This window comes from Silvimonas terrae (assembly GCF_014202765.1).
Lineage (GTDB): Bacteria > Pseudomonadota > Gammaproteobacteria > Burkholderiales > Chitinibacteraceae > Silvimonas > Silvimonas terrae.
On record NZ_JACHHN010000006.1, the window covers coordinates 213128 to 232489 of the forward strand.

The 19362-nt window shown below is 59.8% G+C and carries 17 protein-coding genes; 13 read left to right on the forward strand and 4 right to left on the reverse strand.

All coding sequences use genetic code 11. From position 1 onward, the window contains the following. Nucleotides 1-107 precede the first annotated feature (107 nt). From malG to HNQ50_RS15335, 5 genes are all read left to right on the forward strand, one after another. Complete coding sequence (malG, locus tag HNQ50_RS15315; RefSeq protein WP_184102068.1) at nt 108-998, forward strand: maltose ABC transporter permease MalG; 891 nt, start codon at nt 108-110, stop codon at nt 996-998. Nucleotides 999-1984: 986 nt separating this feature from the next. Then, entirely contained in the window at nt 1985-2452 is a 468-nt protein-coding gene (locus HNQ50_RS15320) for a CreA family protein (RefSeq protein ID WP_184102069.1), read from the forward strand. 18 nt (nt 2453-2470) lie between these two features. Then, complete coding sequence (locus HNQ50_RS15325) at nt 2471-2677, forward strand: SlyX family protein (RefSeq protein ID WP_184102070.1); 207 nt, start codon at nt 2471-2473, stop codon at nt 2675-2677. A 153-nt stretch (nt 2678-2830) separates the two neighbouring features. Continuing rightward, the gene (gpmA, locus tag HNQ50_RS15330; RefSeq protein ID WP_184102071.1) at nt 2831-3520 is read left to right on the forward strand and encodes a 2,3-diphosphoglycerate-dependent phosphoglycerate mutase; all 690 of its coding nucleotides are present in this window, start codon (nt 2831-2833) and stop codon (nt 3518-3520) included. A gap of 64 nt (nt 3521-3584) precedes the next feature. After that, entirely contained in the window at nt 3585-5282 is a 1698-nt protein-coding gene (locus tag HNQ50_RS15335) for a bifunctional metallophosphatase/5'-nucleotidase (protein WP_184102072.1), read from the forward strand. Nucleotides 5283-5501: 219 nt separating this feature from the next. On the opposite strand, the gene HNQ50_RS15340 is transcribed toward HNQ50_RS15335, so the two are convergent. From HNQ50_RS15340 to HNQ50_RS15355, 4 genes are all read right to left on the reverse strand, one after another. Further along, nucleotides 5502-6449 (reverse strand): DegV family protein, encoded by a 948-nt coding sequence (locus tag HNQ50_RS15340; protein ID WP_184102073.1) that lies wholly within the window; start codon nt 6447-6449, stop codon nt 5502-5504. 365 nt (nt 6450-6814) lie between these two features. Then, nucleotides 6815-7306, reverse strand: a complete 492-nt coding sequence (locus tag HNQ50_RS15345) for a gluconokinase (protein ID WP_184102074.1) — start codon at nt 7304-7306, stop codon at nt 6815-6817. 67 nt (nt 7307-7373) lie between these two features. Then, nucleotides 7374-8714: a GntT/GntP/DsdX family permease gene (locus tag HNQ50_RS15350; RefSeq protein WP_184102075.1), complete on the reverse strand. Its 1341-nt coding sequence runs from the start codon at nt 8712-8714 to the stop codon at nt 7374-7376. A gap of 350 nt (nt 8715-9064) precedes the next feature. Further along, nucleotides 9065-10336 (reverse strand): amino acid deaminase, encoded by a 1272-nt coding sequence (locus HNQ50_RS15355; protein ID WP_184102076.1) that lies wholly within the window; start codon nt 10334-10336, stop codon nt 9065-9067. A gap of 122 nt (nt 10337-10458) precedes the next feature. Here HNQ50_RS15355 and HNQ50_RS15360 point away from each other — a divergent pair, with 122 nt between their 5' ends. The 8 genes from HNQ50_RS15360 to HNQ50_RS15395 all read left to right on the forward strand — a co-directional run bounded on the left by HNQ50_RS15360 (nt 10459) and on the right by HNQ50_RS15395 (nt 19358). Beyond that, nucleotides 10459-11328, forward strand: a complete 870-nt coding sequence (locus tag HNQ50_RS15360; RefSeq protein WP_184102077.1) for a MurR/RpiR family transcriptional regulator — start codon at nt 10459-10461, stop codon at nt 11326-11328. A gap of 59 nt (nt 11329-11387) precedes the next feature. Beyond that, the gene (locus HNQ50_RS15365) at nt 11388-12863 is read left to right on the forward strand and encodes an N-acyl-D-amino-acid deacylase family protein (RefSeq protein ID WP_221303206.1); all 1476 of its coding nucleotides are present in this window, start codon (nt 11388-11390) and stop codon (nt 12861-12863) included. Between the two features lie 28 nt (nt 12864-12891). Then, nucleotides 12892-13281: a RidA family protein gene (locus HNQ50_RS15370; RefSeq protein WP_221303207.1), complete on the forward strand. Its 390-nt coding sequence runs from the start codon at nt 12892-12894 to the stop codon at nt 13279-13281. Between the two features lie 539 nt (nt 13282-13820). Then, nucleotides 13821-16238, forward strand: a complete 2418-nt coding sequence (locus HNQ50_RS15375) for a beta-N-acetylhexosaminidase (protein ID WP_184102079.1) — start codon at nt 13821-13823, stop codon at nt 16236-16238. 13 nt (nt 16239-16251) lie between these two features. Continuing rightward, nucleotides 16252-16590: a 2Fe-2S iron-sulfur cluster-binding protein gene (locus tag HNQ50_RS15380; RefSeq protein WP_184102080.1), complete on the forward strand. Its 339-nt coding sequence runs from the start codon at nt 16252-16254 to the stop codon at nt 16588-16590. A 96-nt stretch (nt 16591-16686) separates the two neighbouring features. After that, a complete protein-coding gene (locus HNQ50_RS15385) occupies nt 16687-17685 on the forward strand; it encodes a sulfate ABC transporter substrate-binding protein (protein ID WP_184102081.1) in 999 nt (332 codons plus the stop codon). Between the two features lie 121 nt (nt 17686-17806). Beyond that, nucleotides 17807-18445 (forward strand): peroxiredoxin, encoded by a 639-nt coding sequence (locus tag HNQ50_RS15390; protein WP_184102082.1) that lies wholly within the window; start codon nt 17807-17809, stop codon nt 18443-18445. Nucleotides 18446-18557: 112 nt separating this feature from the next. Next, a complete protein-coding gene (locus tag HNQ50_RS15395) occupies nt 18558-19358 on the forward strand; it encodes an EAL domain-containing protein (RefSeq protein ID WP_184102083.1) in 801 nt (266 codons plus the stop codon). The last annotated feature ends 4 nt before the right edge of the window (nt 19359-19362 follow it).

The window sequence follows — 19362 nt, forward strand, 5'->3', positions numbered from 1 at the left end:
AATCCACCCCACGCCTCGCCCCATAGTTAAATGGATATCACGTGACCCGCTCAAGGGATCACATCAGGCCTGCATGGGCCAGGCTGTCGAACGAAAGGAAAACCATCATGGCCATGGTGCTGGATAAAAGTCATACCGGGCGGGTGTTTGCCACCCATCTGGCGCTGCTCGTGTTCATTGCGCTCTCGTTGTTCCCGTTCCTGATGATCATCTCGATCTCGTTGCGGGCGGGCAACTTTGCGGCGGGCAATATCATTCCGGATCACATCAGTCTGGAACACTGGAAGCTGGCGCTGGGTTTCTCATACATCGACCAGTTCGGTCATCAGGTGGACCCGCCGTTCCCTGTGCTGCACTGGTTGTGGAACTCCTGCAAGGTGGCCATGATGACCGCCGTCGTGGTGCTCACGCTCTCCACCACCTGCGCCTATGCCTTTGCCCGGCTCAAGTTTGTCGGCCGCAAATTTGGCCTGAACGCGCTGTTTCTGATGCAGATGTTCCCATCCGTGCTGTCCTTGATTGCCATCTACGCCATTTTCGACCAGATCGGTAATTACGTACCGTGGCTGGGCATTGATAGCCACGGCAGCCTGGTGCTGGCCTATGCCGGCGGCGTGGCGCTGCATATCTGGACCATCAAGGGTTACTTCGAAACCATTCCGGTGGAAATCGAAGAAGCCGCACTGGTCGATGGCGCTAGTCATTTCCAGACTTTCCGCCTCGTTTTGCTGCCCATGGCGGTGCCGATTTTGATCGTGGTTTTCCTTCTGTCGTTCATTGGCGCGATCATCGAGTACCCGGTGGCATCAGTTTTGCTTCACCAAGAACAAAACCTCACGCTCGCCGTGGGATCGAAGTTATATCTATACACGCAGAACTATCTGTGGGGGGACTTCGCCGCCGCTGCAATCTTGTCAGGGCTGCCGATTACATTACTGTTTTTGCTTTCGCAAAAATGGATGGTCAACGGCCTGACTTCGGGCGGGGTGAAGGGTTAAGCGGGCACCAGCGCGGCCAGACGGCCAGCGGTAGCCAGCGCAAGGGGAAGGAAAAGAAATACATTGCAGTAAGCAGTAGCTTTGCACGCGACTTCGACCGGTCCCCCAATGCGCGGGGCCGGTTTTTTTATGTCCGCGCGCCGGCGGTACTTACCTGTGTAGTAGTTTCGGAACTGCCCGATTGCGTCACTTTCAACAATCTGCGTCAGCCAAGTGACGAAGATTGTCACGTGCCAGGCTATATCTTTGATTTGCTTACAATTTGTGCCAGCAAGAAATAGCTCTGAAACACTGCCGTTCAGCGGCTCGGCGTAGTGATGAACCCTGGCGGTTAGCGAGATTGAGTGGCGTTATATTGTCAGCTAGCCCAAAGGGGAAAGCTGCCTTTGGTGTTGCAGTTGGTGTTGCAGTTGGTGTTGCAGTTGGTGTTGCAGTTGGTGTTGCAGTTGGTGTTGCAGTTGGTGTTGCTTTTGACTTTCTTCCCCCATTAAAGCCCAGCGCCGAAGGAGTGGAGGGAGACCTCAGGCTCCCGACCGACTGAGGGCAGCCCGGAGGGCCGCCAGGCTGGGGTCGCCTTTCTTTGGTTCCTTTCTTTGGCGAAGCAAAGAAAGGGACGTGCTCCGGCCACCGCCGGTATCAAACGCCTTTCAAACCCGCGCCACAAGGCGCTAACACCCACAACAATATTAAACGGGCCCGCCACCCCGGATTCCCGGCCATATGGCCTCCATCCGGGCTACGGAGTAGCATCTGCCAGCAAAGGCCACCTGCGGCGGCCAGACTGGATTCCGGCTCAAGGCCGGAATGACGAGATCATGGTCGGACAAGCGGTCCATGCTTGCAAACACCGCCACCCCGAATCCCTCCTCCCGCCATCCAGACAACGAACCTGCTATCCTGCACCGCGCGCTCATACCCCGCCGCTGCGCATCGTCACGCCCCGGCAACGCCAGCATGCCTATGCTGGCAAAAAAGGAGCCCTCCCCATGAAAGCTGCCGCTATAGTCGTCACCCTGCTGTCGCTTGCTGCCCTGAGCCACGCCGAAGAAATCGGCTCGGTCGATACCGCCTTCCAGTGGATCGGCCCGGATCACAAAATTGTGGTCGAGGCGTTTGATGATCCATCCGTCAATGGCGTAGCCTGTTACGTCTCGCGCGCCAAGACCGGCGGATTGAGTGGGGCGGTGGGTCTGGCCAAAGACCCGTCGCGTTTTTCTGTCGCCTGCCGGCAGGTAGGGCAGATCAAATTCGTCAAACCGCTGCCCAAACAGGAAGAGGTCTTCAAGCAGGGCGCATCGCTGGTGTTCAAGCATGTGCGCGTGGTGCGCATTGTGGACGTCAAACGCAATGCGCTGACCTATCTCAGTTACTCGGACAAGCTTGTGGATGGCAGTCCGGATAACGCCATCACCGCCGTGGCGGTGAGCGGCCAGGCTATCCCGGTTAAACCTTGAATGCCCCAGGAGGCACCGATGGAATCCCGTATTACCGAACTGGAAATCAAGGTCGCGTTGCAGGATGATCTGCTCGATGCGCTCAACCGTGTCGTGGCCGAACAGTCTTTGCAGATCAGCCGCTTGCAGCAAGAACTGATGATACTGGCGGGCAATGTCCGCACGCTGGAGGCCGACAGCGGCCGCAGTTCGTCGCTGCGGGATGAAATTCCGCCGCATTACTAAGGCGTGGCCCCGGCCGGTTCCATCCTGGCGTATGCCAATACGCACAATGCGCGCCGCCCCATGCGCCTGCTATCCTTGAGAGTATTCTCAAAAAGCAGTCCTGCGGCCCGGACAGGAAAACCGGCTGCGCTTACCCAATAACCGGAGAATTTCATGGCCAAACTGGTACTTGTGCGCCACGGCGAATCGCAGTGGAATCTGGAAAACCGCTTCACCGGCTGGGTGGATGTGGATATCACGGAAAAGGGCGCGGCCGAAGCGCGTAGTGCGGGTGAACGCCTGAAAGCCGCCGGTTATACCTTTGATGTGGCGTATACCTCGGTGCTCAAGCGCGCCATCCGCACGCTGTGGCATGTGCAGGACGCCATGGATCAGATGTGGATTCCGGTAAAGATCAACTGGCGTTTGAATGAGCGTCACTACGGCGCGCTGTCTGGCCTGAACAAGGCCGAAACTGCCGCGCAGCACGGTGATGAGCAAGTACGCATCTGGCGCCGTAGCTATGATGTACGTCCGCCTGCGCTGGAAGCCGGTGACAGCCGCGATGTATTTGGCGATCCGCGCTACGCCGGTGCCACCCGCGCCGAAGTGCCGCTGACCGAATGCCTGAAAGACACCGTCGAACGCGTGTTGCCCTACTGGGAGTCTGACATTGCCCAGTCGCTGCGCGAAGGCAAAAACGTATTGATTGCCGCCCACGGTAATTCGCTGCGGGCGCTGGTCAAATATCTGGAAAATGTCTCTGATGCAGACATCATGGGCGTTGAAATCCCGAATGGTGCGCCGCTGATTTATGACTTTGATGAGAACCTGAAGCCGACCCGCATTGGTTATCTGGCTTAAGTTGTGACCCACAGCCGGGCGGTGCAAACCGCCCGGTTTTGTTTTTTGTTACCCGTTCACGTTTATGCGTCTGCTTTCACTGATTGTCCTGGCTCTGCTCTGGAGCCGGCTGGCCATTGCGGCCGAACTCCCCGTTGCCAATCGTACGGTTGAAGTGGAAATCCTTGCGCTCAATGATTTTCACGGCAATCTGTTGCCGACGCCGTTTTACGCGCCGCAAGCCGATGGCGGCTGGCGTATGCAACCGGCCGGCGGCATTGAGGCGCTGGCGAGCCTGGTGCGCCAGGAGCGCGCGCGCAACCCGCAGCTGATCTTTGTCGGCGGCGGCGATCTGATCGGCGCCAGTCCGCTCAATTCTGCCTTGCTGCGTGACGAGCCCACTGTTGCTGCCCTCAATCAGTTGGGGCTGGAGTTTTCTGCGCTCGGTAACCATGAGCTGGACCGTGGTCGTGACGAGTTGTTGCGCATGCAAAAGGGCGGCTGCGACTCGGTTGATCCGCAGCGTGCCTGCAAATACGCGCCTACCTATGACGGCGCGCGGTTTAGCTGGATTGCCGCCAACGTGCTCGATACCGCCACGCACCAGACCCTCCTGCCGTCTTACGCCGTGCGCGAGGTCAATGGCGTGCGGGTGGCATTCATTGGTGCCGTGCTCAAATCCACGCCGCTGATTGTCGATGCCGACGGCGTGGCCGGGTTGAGTTTCGAGGACGAAGCCAATGCCATCAACCGCGTGGTGTTCCAGTTACGCAAGCAAGGTATCCGCGTGTTCGTGGCGCTGATTCATCAGGGTGGGGACAGCCGGCAGCACTTTGATGTGGAAAACTGCGACACCTTGACCGGCGAGATTGTCGGCATCGTCAAGCGGCTGGACCCGGACGTGCGCACTGTGATTTCCGGCCATACCCACCGGGGTTATCAATGCCGGGTGGACCATAAACTGGTGACGCAGGCCGACGACTATGGGCATCTGCTGACCCGCATTACCCTGAAGATTGACGCCATCACCGGGAAGGAAGTGGGCGAGCGCTCGGTTAACCTGGTCGTTGACCCGGCCCGGCTGCCGCCGGACCCCGCCATGCACGCCATCGTGGCGCGTGCACAGTCGCTGACCGATCCTGCTGCCGCGCGCGTGGTGGGCAAGCTGGCGGTGACCCAACTGGTCCGCGCCGGCAAAATGCACCCGGATACCGGCGAAGCGCCGCTGGGAGATCTGGTGGCCGATGCTTTCCTGGCGGCAACCCGCCAATGGAATACCCAGATTGCTTTTGTGAACCGCAGCAGCCTGCGCGCAGATTTGCCGGTCTCGCCGGTCATGAGCCAGAGCGTGAGCTGGGGCGACGCCTTTGCCACGCTGCCGTTTGGCAACAAACTGGTGCTGATGACATTGACCGGCGCGCAGATCAAAACCGCGCTGGAACAGCAATGGACGTTGACCGCCTCCACTGCCCACGTCATGCAGGTGTCCGGCGGCTTTGCCTATGCCTGGGATGGTGCCGCACCGATCAAGGAGCGCATAGAGACGTCCTCTCTGGTGCTGAACGGGCATCCGCTTGAACCCGAGCAAACCTACCGCGTGGTGATGAGTGATTTTCTGGCGGAAGGTGGGGATGGCGTATCGGTGTTCCGGGACGGCACCGACCGCCTCATCACCCCGCTGACGGATTTACAGGCCCTGACTGGTCACATCCAGCGCCGTAGCGCCGCCAACAACCCGCCAGGCCATGCGTTGGCGGCAGACCGGATCGTGCGGCGCAATTGAGGCGGAGCGAGCTGGACGGAGTGCGTAGGGTGGATTGCTGCGCGAATCCACCCTACAGACTGACTCGTCACTCCCGCGAAGGCGGGAATCCAGAACGTAGCCCGGATGGAGCCGGAGGCGGGAATCCGGGGCAAGCTGGCAGGTACTTGCAAGTGCTTGCATATTGGGTCTCCCCGGATTCCCGCTTCGCTTCATCCGGGCTACGGTTTGCCCCAGCCGTTAATCCAGCGTCGCTTCCCGGGGCGAGGCAAATGCCACTGACACGCCGCCCGTCCCGATATTCACCCCTGCAGTCAGGCTCATTTCCGACACCAGCACGGTTACGCCCTGTTGCTGGGCTGTTTTTTGCAGGCGGCCAAAGCCGGGCAGGGCAGATACGCGAGCCGGGTCACCGCCATAACTCACGGTCACGATAGGCGCATCCAGTCCGGATTCGATGTGGGAAACGGCCAGATCAAACAACTTTTGTACGCCGGTTTCAAACCCGCGAATGCGCGCCACCGGCTCGGTGTTGCCCTGAAAGCCCCGGATCACCGGTTTGATATCCAGGGCCGAGCCCATCATGTAAGACATCAGCCCCACACTCTTGTCGCCCTTGCGCCGCGCCTGCGTGCGCAACTGGCCCAGGTTTTCCGGGATCAGGAAGGCTTGTGTGGTTTTTTGCAGGCGTTCGATCTGGCGGATGATTTCCAGGGTAGAGGTCCCGGCCGCAGCCAGGCGCGCTACTTCACCCACCACCAGACCTTGCCCGGTAAAGAGGTTGTTGCTGTCAAACACCCGCAGCGAGAACGGGCCGGTGACGGCGGCTTGTTCCCGGATCGGCTTGTAGCTGTTCAGAATGCCCAGCGCGGCCTGAGTGGCGTTTTCGTGGATTTTGCTGCGGCTGGACATCACGGTCAGACAAAACACGTAATCAAACTCAACCACCAGTTTGTCCAGGAACAGCTTGCGGATCTCGTCGACCGAGTAAGGCGAAGATTCGTATCCGGAATTACCGGCCTCCAGGCGCTCCCGATAGAACTTGAGCGTGGCCGCGGTATCCCGGTTGTCGATGAAGGTTTGACCTTCCGCGTCTTGAATGGTGATGGGCAGGATGACGATGCCATGCTCATCCAGGTATGAGCGTGGCAGGTCGCAGCAGGAATCGGTGACGATGCCGATGCGCATGCGGATTTCCTCCAGAGTGGTACGGGCGTTGTTATATGTTCATCAATACGGCTTCGCCGTACATGACGCCGGCATGGCTCGCAATGATGCCAGTTACATTACAGATAGCAAAACGATGGGAGGCCGCACAACAGGGATAACCGGCAGGGGCGGCGTTTCAAACCATACTTGTGTTGCACAAGTGTGGCAGCACAGCCGCAAGTTCAAATAGAACAGGGCGCAAAGCCGCGTCTTTCAAGGCATCCAGCCATGCTGACACGGCGCTGGCACGCGTTGCACATGCCATTGGTCTGCCTGGCTTGCCGTGACATGAATACAACAAACCCGACGCAAGGTCGGGTCTGGTGGAGTAAAAAACCGTCGGGTCAGGCAGCGCCGAGCCGGCGCAGCACCTCGCTGGCGATCTCATCGGGCGGTGGGGCGATATCGACGACGATGGCGTGTTCCGGCATTTCCAGAATATCGATCTGGCTCTGCAACAGATGCGGATCAAAAAAGTGACCCTTGCGCTGCGCCAGACGCTGCTGCAAGAGTTCCGCCGTGCCATTGAGCAGCACAAAATGGATATCCGCTTCCCCAGGATAAGCCAGTTTCTCGCGGTAGATTTCCTTGAGCGCAGAGCAGGTGAATACATGGGTGACCCCGCGCTGACGGTAATCCTCAATCGCGGCGCGAATGGCCGCCAGCCAGGGCCAGCGGTCGTCATCGGTCAGGGGGATGCCATTGTGCATTTTTTCGATATTGGACTTGCTGTGAAACACGTCCGCATCCGAAAAACCACAGTCCAGTTTCTTGGCCAGCAATTGCCCCACGGTGGTTTTACCGCTGCCCGATACACCCATCAAAATCAGAATCATGTTACCGCTCCGCAAAAAACGCGGCCTGCCGCCGAAGGGCGACGGGCCGTTTGCTGCACAATGAAGATCAGGAGACCACGGTGGCCAGCGCCAGCGTCAGCAACAGCGCAACCACCGAGATAATGGTTTCACACACGGACCACGTTTTAAGGGTCTGCGGTACGGTCATGTTGAAGTATTCCTTCACCAGCCAGAAACCGCCATCGTTCACGTGCGAGAAAATCAGCGAGCCCGCGCCGGTGGTCAGTACCATCAGTTCCGGATGCGCGCCGGCTGCGGCGGCAATCGGCGCCACAATCCCGCAAGCGGTCGTCATGGCGACGGTGGCGGAACCCGTGGCCAGGCGAATCAGCACGGCGACCATCCAGCCCAGCAACAATGGGCTGATATGTGCGCTGGTGGCCATATCCACCACGACTTTGGAGACACCGCTATCCATCAGGATGCGACCAAAGCCGCCACCGGCACCCACCACCAGGGTAATGGTGGCCGTCGGGGCCAGACATTCATTGCTGAACTTGAGGATGGTTTCACGGCTGATGCCGCGCGCCAGACCCAGCGTCCAGAAGCTGACCAAGGTGGCAATCAACAGCGCCATGACCGAATTGCCAATCAGCTTGAGGAAGTTGTTACCCAGCGTGCCGCTGGCAAAGAACAGATCGGCCCAGCTACCGATCAGCATCAGCACGACAGGCAGCAAAATGGTGCCCAGGGTGATGGCAAAGCTGGGCAGTTCGCGCTCTTTGTCTTGCGCGAACTGCTTCATCATCGGGTTTTCACCATCCAGCTTGATGACCTTGCTGATCTGTTTGGCAAACACCGGGCCAGCCAGCAAGGCCGTGGGGATACCGACAATAAGCGAATACAGAATGGTGCGGCCAATATCAGCGTGATATGCCGTCACGGCCAGCAACGCTGCCGGGTGGGGCGGGATCAGGCCGTGCACGACAGAGAGGCCGGCCACCATGGAAATCCCGACCAGTACCATGGAGGTATTGGTGCGCTTGGCGACGTTGAAGGCAATGGGGATCAACAACACAAAACCCACTTCAAAGAACACCGGCAGGCCGACAATCAAACCAATGGTGACCATGGCCCAATGGACGTTCTTCTCGCCAAACCAGTCAATCAGCGTGCGCGCAATGCGCTCCGCGCCGCCAGATTCGGCCATCATCTTGCCCAGCATGGTGCCCAGTGCAATCACGAGTGCAATATGCCCGAGCGTATTGCCCACGCCGGTTTCAAACGATTTGACGATGGTGGTCATGGGCATGCCGGCGGAAACCGCCAACACAAACGACACCACCAACAGTGTGATGAATGGATTCATCTTGAAGCGCGCGATCAGGACGATCAGCGCAATAATCGCCACCAGGGCGTAGATCAGCAGCAAGCTACCCTGCACCATTTTTGAGTCGACTCCTGTTTTGCCTTGTGGTGCGACTGACCCGGGCGGCGTGATGACGCCCGTGTGTGCGAGTCGCATTTAAAAGCTTTGTAGTTAGGTCCGGGCCGTTTTACCGGTGAATTTGTAGCGCACTCCCATGCGCTTTCACCGCTGGACCCATCGCCGTCCCAAAAAAGCGGTCAGGCGACTGGCTTATAACATCATGATTTACGACTTATGTTAACGTTAACATCGACAGTTTTTGTCGTGTATCAGGGAAGAACCGTAGTCGCCCGGATGAACGCTACATGCATCATCCAGAAGACGACGGGGTGACGCATGGGCCATCTGGCGGACACTTCGATCATCGGTCAGAAAAAGGTCTGCACCACGTCGATGACGTTGAACTGTGCGTCCAGTACCGGGATGTGCCGCCATTTGTCGAACGTCAGGCACGGATGAGAAATATCAAACGCCACCAGATCGCCCACTTTGACGTCATCGCCGGGCTGGATCTGCAAATAGGCGTGCTGATCCATCATGCCGGTGAGCTGCCAGTGCGCGGGCACGGCGACCGGCGTGGTGCTGCTGCCGGGGCGGAACAGTTGCGCCGGGGTGGGCAGGCCCGCGTCGAACGCCGCATCGCGCTTGCCCAGGGCAATGATGGCTTTTTCCGGCTCCGGGATGGATTGCACACACGCCCACAATTGCAACGCCGGTTTCAGGCTGGTGCGTAATTTGCGGGCGATCGGGTTACGGGTCTGGATTTGCGCCTGCGCGGCCTTGTAGATGCCCACATCTTGGGTCAGATAACAGCCCGGCCGCAGCACCACGTCCAAAGGCATGCCAATCTGCGCTTTGCTGAATTCTTCTGCCACCACGTCATACCAGGCCGAGCCCGCGCCGGTCAGCACGGCGGGCGTGCGGCGGATCAACCCGGCCTGCGCCAGTTCACGGCTCACCGCCACGGCGCGTTGCAAGAACGCACGAATATCGGCTTCTTCTTTGAGCACGCCTTCGTAGACCTCAACCCCAGCCAGTTTGATGGCCTCTGGCCAGCGGGCAATGGCAGCCAGGACCTCGGCCTGCTGAGTGGCGTCGCGCACGCCGGTACGACCGCCGGCCACACCCAGTTCCAGCAGCACTTGCAGGGTCTGGCCCCGGCAGGCAAAGAACTCGCCCAGCAGATTCACGCCAGCGGCCGAGTCCACCAGACAGAAATACTCGAACGCCGGATCGCGCAACAAATCGGCCACGATTTCCATATTGCGCCGGCCCACCAGCTGGTTGGCCATCAGCACGCGGCGGATGCCGTGTTCGTAGGCCACGCGCGTCTGGTGTGCCGTGGCCAGGGTAATGCCCCATGCACCGGCTTCAATCTGTCGGGCAAACAGTTTGGGGGCCATGGTGGTCTTGCCGTGCGGGGCCAGTTTGGCGCCGTATTCAGTGACAAACTGCTGCATCCAGGTCAGGTTGTGCTGAAGCAGGTCTTCATACAGTACGGCGGCCGGCAGGCTGAGTTCTTCCGCCAGCAGGTTCCAGCCCAGCGTGCCCGCCTCGGTTGGGGGCACCGGTGTGGTCAGCGCGCCAACCCCTTTGTTCAGCGGGTCGATCATGCCGGTCTGGTATTTTGTATCAGCCATATAAATCACCATTTGTCTGGAGTTGTAGCGCCTGTTTGAGGCAAAGCGTGTGACTTCTGAATTTGATCTGTTATAAAGTAACAGTCAAGCGCAAATGACTGCGCACTGGATCAGCGGCAAATATGGAATCCTCGTTCGACATTGTGACGCGCATTGCAGAGCGTATTGATCAACTCAGCTTGTCTGAACAAAAGGTCGCACGCTGGATCCTGGCGGATTTGTCAGTGGCCGGCGCCGCCAGCATTGATACGCTGGCAGTGCAATCTGGAGTAAGTAAGGCGACGGTAACCCGGTTTGCCAGAGCGCTGGGGTGTACGGATGTGCGGGAATTGAAACGCCGGCTCACCCAGGCGGCGGCGATAGGCTCACGCTTTTTGCAACCGCGCCCGGATGCACCGGCAGACAGCGCCGACGTGGTTTACCAGGACATCGTGTCCATGCTGCAGGCCAATCGCGCGCTGGTGAACATGGACGTGATCAAACGGGCCGCCCTGGCCGTCCGCAACGCCGGCATGGTCTATGCCTTTGGTATGGGCGGGGGCTCGACGGTGGCGGCGGACGAGGCCCGGTTCCGGCTAGTGCGCTTCGGGATTCCGGTCAGCACTTACCAGGATGCGGTGTTGCAGCGGGTGGTTGCGGCCACCATGGACCAGCGTGCCGTGGTGCTGGCATTTTCTGTCACCGGCCAGGTGCCGGAAATGCTGACCAGCGTGCGCATTGCCCGCGAATACGGGGCGCAGATCGTCACCATCACCGCGCTGGGTTCGCCACTGGCCGGGTTGGCAGACCACCTGTTGCCCATCCAGATCATGGAAACCGATTTTGTGTTCAAGCCATCCAGCTCGCGTTACGCCATGTTGATGATGCTGGATATCCTGGCGACGGAAGTCGCCATGCTGGAACACGCCCGGGCACAAGAACTGTTACGGCGCATCAAATATGTACTGGATACCGGCCGGGGTGGTGACGACCGCCAGCCTTTGGGCGACTGAGTCCCAGCGGCCAGAACTTGATAGAAAGATGAAAGATGGACAGAGAGAGGAGCAAGCCCATGTCGCAATGTGATCTGTTAATCCGCAACGCCCGCATCGTGGATGGCAGCGGCGCACCGGTACGCAATGGCGATGTGGCCGTGACACGTGGCCGCATTGTGGCGATTGGCGATCTCTCTGGCTGGGTGCCGGCAGAGGTGGTGGATGCCGACGGCAAGGTACTCAGCCCCGGATTCATCGACGTGCACACGCATGACGACACCAACGTCATCCGCCAGCCGCAGATGTGGCCCAAGCTTTCGCAGGGCATCACCACGGTGATTGTCGGCAATTGCGGCATCAGCGCCTCGCCGGTCACGCTCAAGGGCGACCCGCCAGACCCGATGAACCTGCTGGGCACGGCCGAGGCCTTTCAATATCCCTCGTTCGGGGCCTATGCCGATGCAGTGAATACGGCCAGCCCCTCGGTGAACGTGGCCGCTCTGATCGGCCATACCGCCTTGCGGCAGAACCAGATGGACACGCTGGACCGCGCCGCCAATGCCAAAGAAATTGCCGCCATGCGTGCGCAACTGGCCGAAGCGCTGGACTACGGTGCGCTGGGCCTCTCCACAGGTCTGGCCTACGCCAATGCCTATGCCGCCAGCACGCAAGAAATCATGGCGCTGGCCGAGCCGCTGGCCGATGCCGGCGGCATCTACACCACGCATCTGCGCAGCGAGTTTGCCGAGATTCTGGACGCCATGGATGAAGCCTTCCAGACCGGCAAACACGCCCGCGTGCCGGTGGTGATCTCCCACCTGAAATGCGCCGGGGTGGAGAACTGGGGTCGCACGGTGGATGTCCTCAAAGCGCTGGATGCAGCACGCAAAGAACAGGTGGTTGGCTGCGATTGCTATCCCTACACCGCTAGCTCATCCACGCTGGATCTTAAACAAGTCACCGACCAGATCGACATCCTGATTACCTGGTCCGAACCGCACCCGGCCATGGGCGGCAAGCTGCTGGCGGAGATCGCCGCAGAGTGGCGCCTGCCACAACTGGAAGCCGCCAAACGCCTGCAACCGGCCGGCGCGGTCTATCACTGCATGAGCGAAGCCGACGTACGCAACGTGCTCAAGCACCCGGCCACGGCGGTGGGCTCGGATGGCCTGCCCAATGACCCCATGCCGCACCCGCGGCTGTGGGGCGCCTTCCCGCGCGTGCTGGGTTATTACTGCCGCGAACAACAATTGTTTGAGCTGCCCGAAGCCGTGCACAAGATGACCGGCTTGTCGGCCGAGCGTTTTGGCCTGGCCGAGCGCGGTTTTATCCGCGAAGGTTACTGGGCCGACCTGGTACTGTTTGACCCGGAAACCGTGCGCGATCTGGCCACCTTTACGGACCCGCAACAAGCCGCTGAGGGCATTGCGGCGGTGTGGGTCAATGGCGTGCTGTCTGCCACCGACAAACAACCCACCGGCCGCCGCGCCGGGCGTTTTCTGCGCCGTGGCCGCATAGGCAACACATTGCCCGCTGCCGCGTCTGCGGTTTGAACTGATCATTACCAGAGAGGAGTAACTCATGAGCGACATCACCCGATATGGCGTAGGCGGCGGCACCGGCACTGGCGGCCAGCACCTGCCGTTTGCCCGCGCTGCCGGCGCGGATGGCTGGCTGTTTGTGTCCGGCCAGACCCCCATGGAAAACGGCGAAGTGATTGAAGGCGGCATCGTCGCGCAATCGCACAAGACCATCCAGAACCTGATCGCCATCCTGCACGAAGCCGGCTATGGCACGGAACACGTGGTGCGGTGTGGCGTATGGCTGGATGACCCGCGTGACTTCCAGTCTTTCAACAAGGTGTTCAAGGAATACTTTGGCGAAAACCCGCCAGCGCGCGCGTGTGTGGTCTCCAGCATGGTGATTGACTGCAAAGTGGAAGTGGACTGCGTGGCGTACAAGAAGCCGTGAGGAGTGAGAGATTGGCATACCCCGCCTCGTCGTTCCGGCGTTCGCCGGAATGACGGTGTAGTTTGCCGTGGTGGATTGTCGCTTTGCTCCGAATCCACCGCGACAGGGTAGTGAGGTGCCAGCATCCCTCTGCCTCGTCATTCCGGCCCTGAGCCGGAATCCAGGTGTAAATGTTTGTGCCGCAGGTACTGAACGTGGTTTACCAGCAAGGGCCCACCTGGGGTGGGCGTGCTGGATTCGTCCGCCGGATTGACGATGTAGTTTGCGGTGGTGGATTGTCGCTTTGCTCCGAATCCACCGCGACAGGGTAGTGAGGTGCCAGCATCCCTCTGCCTCGTCATTCCGGCCTTGAGCCGGAATCCAGGTGTAAATGTTTGTGCCGCAGGTACTGAACGTGGTTTACCAGCAAAGGCCCGCCTGGGGTGGGCGTGCTGGATTCCGGCGTCGGCCGGAATGACGGTGTAGTGGGTCAGGGTCGAGTGCGCCGAATCCACCCTGCGAGTTAGCCGGTTCTTCCAACAACAAGAGAAACCTGCCTGATGAACAAGCGTGCTTTGCTCCAGCCCGTTCTTGCCGCTGTATTGGCGGCGGGTTTCATTCACCCGGCGCAGGCCGCCGCACCCAATACCAGTTTGCCGTTGATGCCCTATCCGGCACACGTCACACAACAGGCTGGTGCGCTGCCGCTCACTGGCAATTTCTCTGCCATTGCCACCGGGCCGGATGCCGCCGCACTGCAACCCGCACTGGCCGACTGGCTCAAGCAGTTACAACGCCAGACCGGCATTCCCCTGACGCAGGCCCTGGCGGATCAACCCGGCACGGCCACCTTGCGCATCAAGGTGGAACAGGCGGTAGCCGATGCAGTACCGCCGCCGGATATGGTGGAGAGCTACCGGCTGGAAGTGACCGACAGCGGCATCATCCTCACCGCGCCGCAGCGCTACGGCGCACTGCGTGGTTTGCAAACGCTGCTGCAATTGCAGACCACAAATAGCCAGGGCGTGGTCTTCCCGCATGTGTTGATTGAAGATGCGCCACGTTTTGCCTGGCGGGGGCTGCTGCTGGATGTCTCCCGTCATTTCATCCCGGTCGCCGACGTCAAACGGCAACTTGATGGCATGGCGGCGGCGCGGCTCAATGTCTTGCATTGGCATTTATCGGATGACCAGGGCTGGCGCATCGAATCCCTCCGCTACCCCAAATTGCAGCAACTGGCCTCTGACGGCCAGTTCTACACCCAGGCGCAAATCCGGGATGTGGTCGCTTATGCCGCACAGCGCGGTATCCGCGTGGTGCCGGAAGTCGACATGCCCGGCCATGCCTCTGCCATCGTGACCGCGTACCCGGAACTGGCGGCGGCGCCCGGCCCGTATCAGATTGAGCGCCACTGGGGCGTGTTCCGCCCCACGCTGGACCCGACCAACGATGACACCTGGCAATTCATCGGCGGTTTGCTGGATGAACTGACTGCGCTATTCCCTGATCCGTATTTTCATATCGGTGGGGATGAAGTGAACGCCTGGCAGTGGAATCACAATCCGCAAATCCAGTCCTTCATGCAAGACCAGCACCTGAGTGACGCCGCAGCCCTGCAGGCCTGGTTTAATGCACGCCTGGAAAAAGAGCTGGAACAGCGCCACCGCAAGATGGTGGGCTGGGATGAAATCTTCCACCCCGATCTGCCCAAAACCGTGATGGTACAGAGCTGGCGTGGTATGGATTCGCTGGCGCAGGTGGCGAATGCGGGGCATCCTGGTTTGTTGTCGACGGGGTTTTATCTGGATCAACCGCAGGCCGCCGCCTACCACTATCGAAATGAACTGAACCCCAAACCGGAAACCTTTACCGCCCCCGTTTCCGGGGAAGCCTGGCAAAGCTGGTACTTTGTCATTCCACGCAAGCGCGGGTCTGCCCTCAAAGGCAGTTTCACCCTGGTGGGTGACAAAACCCATCCCTGGCGCGGGTATATCGACTTCGATGGCCAGACCCGCCGTGCGGTACGGGACATTGCCTGGCGCGGTAATCAGGTCAGTTTCTGGCTGGATACCTGGATGGGCGAAACGCGTCCAGTGTTCACGGTGGACGCCGACCCGGACACTGCCAGTGGCTATTTTCTGCTGGGCAATGTGGCGTTTGCCTCGACCGCCGTGCGGCTCAAGGGTGATGCCCCGCCAGAAGGACAAATGCCACCCGTACTGGCGCCGGACAATGCCGCCCATATCCAGGGGGGCGAGGCCGCACTGTGGGCGGAGATCGTCAACCCGCAAACGCTGGATCTGCGCTTGTGGCCGCGTACGTTTGCGGTCGCAGAGCGGCTGTGGTCGCCCGCAGAGCTAAGCGATGAAACCAGCCTGTACCGCCGCCTGAAAGTGATGGATCGCTTTAGTACGGTGTCCGTGGGCACCTTGCAACAAGCGCAAATGGAGAACAACCTGAGGCGCCTGGTCAGTCGTGGTGACATCGGCCCCTTGCGTACCCTGGCCGAGCCCGTCGAACAAGCGCAGTACTACACCCGTTTGTACGAGAAATACGGCGCGGGTCAGTACACCAGCGCAGAACCGCTCAACCGCTTTGCGGATGCGCTCCCGGCAGAGAGCTTTGCGGTCCATGATCTGCAGCAAGCGGTCGATGCCCTGAGCCACAACCGCAATGACGCTGCCGCGCAAGCTGCGCTGGCCGGCTGGTTCAAGCGTTGGCAGGGCAATACCCCCGCCGTGAGCCAATTGCTGGATGCCAATCCGGCGTTGCTGCCATTGCGGCCGGTGGTGGAATACGCCGATCAGGTTGCTGCGCTGGGGCTGACCTTGCTGGCGCATTGCAAAAGCGGCAAACCCTTGTCCGCCAAAGAACGGCGTAATGCCTCCACCCTCTTGCAGAATGCGCTTTCCGTGCGGGATGAAGTAGTGGTGGGGGCCGCGCGGCCCGTGCGCGCGCTGTTGTGGCTAACGCCGTGAGCGGATGACGAATATGCCTGCCGTGACCTTTGTCTCTGAAAAATTGACCAGCCCGCTGACGGTACACGGCGAGCCGGGCCAGCGCCTGATTGAGGTGGTGCGTGATCAGGTCAGCGCCGGGACGTTGCCCATGAGCTGGCGCTGCGGGCAAGGCACGTGCGGTGCGTGTGTAGTGCGACTGCTGCATGAAGGCCAGCCGCGCCCGGTGCATTTATCCGGGATCGAGCGCAATGTGCTGATCCGCATCGGGCTGATGGCGCCATCGGCGGCCAGGGATCAACCCGACAGCCCGGAATTGCCACGTCTGGCCTGTCATGTGACGCTGGATCGAGAGCTTTTCGTATATTTCTGAAAGGCATTAGAAATTAGTTTAATAGTCTTTGATGTTAAATAGCTAAATGGCATGATCTGGCTTGTCTTGATAAATAACAAGCCTAAGAGAACCGCCATGAGCCTCAAACCCCTGCTGACCTCCCTTGTTTTTGCTTTCGCAGCCACGTCATCTCTGGCTGCCAGCTTTGAACTGCTTAACGTGTCCTACGATCCGACCCGTGAGCTCTACCAGGATTACAACAAGGCCTTTGCCAAGTACTACAAGGCCAAGACCGGTGATGACGTCACCATTCGCCAGTCCCATGGTGGCTCTGGCGCACAATCCCGTTCCGTACTCGATGGCCTGCAAGCCGACGTCGTGACGCTGGCGCTGGCCTATGACATCGACGTGCTGGCCGACAAAGGCAAGCTCTTGACGCCAGACTGGCAAGCCAGGCTGCCAGACCACGCCACGCCATACACCTCCACCATCGTGTTCCTGGTGCGCAAGGGCAACCCCAAGCACATCAAGGACTGGACCGATCTGGTGCGCTCTGACGTGAAGGTGATTACCGCCAACCCGAAAACCAGCGGTGGTGCACGTTGGGCTTACCTGGCCGCCTACGGCTGGGCCAAGAAGACCTACGGTTCGGACGACAAGGCCAAGGATTACATCCAGAAGGTGTACAAGAACGTCCCGGTACTCGATACCGGCGCCCGTGGCTCGACCATCTCTTTCACGCAGCGCGGTCTGGGTGACGTGCTGCTGGCCTGGGAAAACGAGGCTGTCCTGTCGCAAAAAGAATTCGGTGCCGACAAGTTTGACATTGTGACCCCGTCGATCTCCATCAAGGCAGAACCGCCGGTGGCCGTGGTGGACAAGGTGGTCGACAAGAAGGGCACCCGCAAGGTGGCTGAGGAATACCTCAAATACCTGTACAGCAAGGAAGGCCAGGAAATTGCCGCCCGCAATTTCTACCGCCCGATCGACAAGGACGTGTACGCCAAGTACGCCAGCCAGTTCCCCAAGGTGCAACTGTTTGACATCGACGACGTGTTTGGCGGCTGGACCAAAGCCCAGCAAACGCACTTCGCTGATGGTGGCGTGTTCGACCAGATTTACAACGCACGATAAGACTGGCCAGGCTATAAGCAGGGTACGGATGCGGGCGCCCGCCGCCACATCCGTACAGGCGGGCCACCTGGCCCTGGTCATGACACTCTGAAGCCGTACCTATTGAAGCAGGAGTAATACGATGACGCTGCGCCTGGGCGATGTTGCCCCCGATTTCACGCAAGACTCTTCTGAAGGCCCGATCCATTTTCATGAGTGGGCCGGTGACAAATGGATTGTGCTGTTCTCTCACCCGGCTGACTTTACGCCGGTGTGCACCACCGAACTGGGCTACACCGCCAAACTGGCGGACGAGTTCAAAAAACGCAATGTCAAACCGCTGGCAGTCAGCGTTGATCCGCTGGATTCCCACGCCAAATGGATTGAAGACATCAACGAAACCCAGCACACCCGGGTCAATTTTCCGATCATTGCCGACGCCGACAAAAAAGTCGCCACGCTGTACGACATGATCCACCCCAACTCGCTGGCCAATGCCACGGTGCGTACCGTGTTCATCATCGACCCCAGCAAGAAAATTCGCCTGACGTTGACCTACCCGGCCAGCACGGGCCGCAATTTCAACGAAATTTTGCGCGTGATTGATTCGCTGCAACTCACCGACAACTACAAGGTGGCCACGCCGGCCAACTGGCAAGACGGTGATGAAGTGGTGATCGTGCCTTCCTTGCAAGATGAGGCCGAAATCAAACAACGCTTCCCCAAGGGTTACCGTGCCGTGCGCCCGTATTTGCGCCTGACACCGCAGCCCAACAAGTAATCACGGATCACGGTTAACACCACGGTCTGACCGCCGGGTCTGCGGACCTGGCCTTTTTTTTGCCGCAAACCGCTTGATGCCCACGCCGGTTTGTGGCGGTAAAGCCGCTGCCATGACGCAACAAAACACCGCTGTTTCCGTACTGCCCCTGCCGGACTTCATCCGGCAAGAGTGGCCTGAAGCCGGCTTTTCGATCGACGGCTCCCGCGGGATGGGTGTGCGTGCGCTGGGGCTGGCACTGACCAGCGTGTTCCAGCCGGTGTTTGATGCCGACGGCAACATTTACGGGCACGAGGCGCTCTTGCGGGCCACCACGCGCGGCAAACCGCTTTCGCCGGCTGGCGCTTTCCAGGCCGCTGCCGCACACGGGCGCCTGATCAGCTTTGACCGGCTGGCCCGCACGCTGCATCTGTACAACTACGCCACCTTTCATGGCGATCAGAAATGGTTGTTCCTGAATGTGCATCCAGGTTTGTTGACCGGTGTGGAGCGGCACGGCGTGGTGTTTGAGCGGGTGCTGCACAGTGTGAACTGGCAACCCTCGCAGATCGTGCTGGAAATTGTGGAAGACGAAATCGTGCCCGGAGAACTCAACCGGGTACGTGACGCGGTGAACAACTACCGCAAGCTGGGCTACCGCATCGCCATCGACGATTTTGGTAGCCGCCATGCCAACCTGGACCGCTTGTGGCAACTGGAGCCACACGTGGTCAAGCTGGATCAGGCGTTGATTGCGGAGGCGGCTACCTCCCACCGCCTGCAACGGGCATTGCCACGGCTGGTGGCACTTTTGCATGAACTGGACGCCACCGTGGTGGTGGAAGGCATAGAAACCGCAGCCCAGCACAGCATCGCGCGTGACGCCGGGGCCGATCTGCTGCAAGGGTTTTATCTGGGTGAACCACGGGGATAAGCAC